1 protein-coding gene and 1 pseudogene are annotated in these 2,436 nt (G+C 67.4%); both read left to right on the plus strand.

The window, feature by feature from the left end; genetic code table 11:
• A pseudogene (locus RR928_RS24340) lies at nucleotides 1–113 on the plus strand (ferric anguibactin-binding protein); the annotation flags it as partial.
• 126 nt (nucleotides 114–239) lie between these two features.
• On the plus strand, nucleotides 240–2,408 hold the full coding sequence (locus RR928_RS24345; RefSeq protein ID WP_332684640.1) for a TonB-dependent receptor: 2,169 nt from the start codon (nucleotides 240–242) through the stop codon (nucleotides 2,406–2,408).
• Nucleotides 2,409–2,436 lie beyond the last annotated feature (28 nt).

Raw genomic sequence — 2,436 nt, forward strand, 5'->3', positions numbered from 1 at the left:
GGAAGAACGGCCGCGTGGTGTTTGTCGACGCCCAGGCCTGGTATGTGACCGCGGCCAGTCCGACTTCCGTGCGCATCGTGATCGATGACGTCCTCAAGGCCTACCGCCCCTGACCCGCATTCCGGCCCCGATCAGGGCCTGATCCCCTGACGTATTCCTGTGCCAGCGACGGCGAACTGCCGTCTGGAAACAGGAGTGCGTCTCATTTCAATCCACCTCAACTTCTAAGCGAGCATCCGATGTCCCGCATCCGCCGCACTTCACACTCCACACCCACCGGCGCGTTCCTGCTGCGCCAGACCGCTGGCGCCGCGCTGGCGTTGATCGCCATCAGCGCGCAGGCCCAGTCGACCGAGACCGCGGCCACGCTGCCCACCGTCACTGTCTCGGGACAGTCCGGCGGCGCCACCGCGCCCTATGCGGGCGGCCAGGTCTCCTCGGGCGGGCGCGTGGGCTTTCTGGGCGACAAGGACTTCATGGAGACGCCGTTCTCCACCATCAGCTACACCGAGAAGTACGTTGCCGATCGCCAGGCCAAGGACATCACGGAAGTGATTTCCGCCACCGACCCGGCGGTGTTCAGCAACGGCGTTTCCGGCGCCTGGAGCGAGAACTATTCGATACGCGGTTTTGCCTCGAGCACCAACGACATGACGTTCGGCGGGCTGGCCGGCATGGCGCCGTACTACCGCACTTCGCCTGAAATGTTCGAGCGCGTCGAAGTGCTCAAGGGCCCGTCGGCGCTGCTCAATGGCATGCCGCCCGGCGGCTCGGTGGGCGGGGCGATCAACCTCGTGCCCAAGCGCGCGGGCGACACGCCGCTCACGCGCTTCACGGCCACCTACCTGTCGGATTCACAGTTCGGCGGCCATGTCGATATCGGCCGGCGCTTTGGCGAGCAAAAGGAATTCGGCCTGCGCTTCAACGGCGTCTACCGCGATGGCGCGGGCCCGGTCGACAACCAGGACAAGAAGCTGCAGATGGGCGCGCTGGGCCTCGACTGGCGCCTGCAGCGCGCGCGGCTGTCGGCCGACTTCTACAGCGCCGACGACCACATCAACGGCCAGACGCGCGGCATCAGCCTGGCGCCCAACGTGGCGATTCCGCGCCCGCCCAGCGGCAGTACGCTGATCAACCCCGACTGGGCCTATGTCGACAGCAAGGACCAGGGCGCGATCCTGCGCGGCGAGATCGACATCAGCGACCAGATCACGGCGTATGGCGCTTTCGGCACGGCCAGGACCAACTACCAGTACAACGGCGCGATCTCGGCCCAGGTGCTCAACGCCGCGGGCGACTACCGCACGACCATGGGCCAGCTGGCCTTCGATGTCGACAAGAAGTCGGCCGAAGTGGGCCTCAAGGGTCGGCTGCAGACCGCGGGCATCAAGCACCAGTGGGCTTTGAACGCCACGCGCTACGAGCATGACCAGCACGACTACGGCCGCCGCTCGGTGCCCGGCGCCGACTGGACCACCAATCTCTACCACCCGGTCTGGGGCGCGGCGCCGGCGTTCATCGCGCCGCCGGTCTCGCACACCGCGCTGGCGCTGACCAGCATTGGCCTGGTTGACACCTTGTCGTTTGCCCAGGACCGCGTGCAGCTCACGCTGGGCCTGCGCCGCCAGCAGGTCAAGAGCGACACCTACAGCACCGTCACGGGACTGCTGGCCACGCGCTATGACCAGAGCGAGACCACGCCCGCGGCCGCGCTGCTGGTCAAGGCCAGCGAGCGCGTGGCGCTCTACGCCAACTACATCGAGGGCCTGAGCCAGGGGCAGAGCGCGCCCCTCACCGCGGCAAATGCCGGCGATGTCTTCCCGCCCTACAAGACCAAGCAAAGGGAAGTGGGCGTCAAGGTAGACATGGGCGAGTTTGCGCATACTTTCGCGCTCTACCAGGTCGAGAAGCCCAGCAGCTACACCGACCCGGTGACCAACATCTTCTCGTTTGGCGGCGAGCAGCGCAACCGCGGCCTGGAGTGGAGCTTCTTTGGCGCGGCGACGCGCGGCCTGCGGCTGATGGGCGGCGTGGCCTATGTCGACCCCAAGGTCACGCGCACCACGGTGGCCAACGCCCAGGGCAAGATGGCCACGGGCGTGGCCAAGCTGCAGGGCAAGCTGGGCGTGGAATGGGATGTGCCCGGCGCCGCGGGCCTGACGCTCACGGGCAATGCGACCGCGGTCTCCAAGCAGTACATCAGCGCCGACAACGGCCTGTGGGTGGGCGGGCGCACCACCTACGACCTGGGCGCGCGCTACGCAACCCAGGTCGCGAACCGTCCCGTGACCTTGCGCGCCGGCATCACCAATCTCACCAACAAGGCGTATTGGGGCATGCCGCTGCTGTCCAGCCTGGCGCTGGGCGCGCCGCGCACCTTCCAGCTGTCGGCCAGCATCGATCTTTGATGGCGGCAGCGCGAACGGCGTTGGGCCG

This window comes from Comamonas sp., assembly GCF_036666375.1.
Lineage (GTDB): Bacteria > Pseudomonadota > Gammaproteobacteria > Burkholderiales > Burkholderiaceae_C > Comamonas.

What these genes read in the sequence shown, in the direction of transcription:
- RR928_RS24345 (WP_332684640.1), top strand. Translation starts at nt 240, where the DNA reads ATGTCCCGCATCCGCCGCACTTCACACTCCACACCCACCGGCGCGTTC.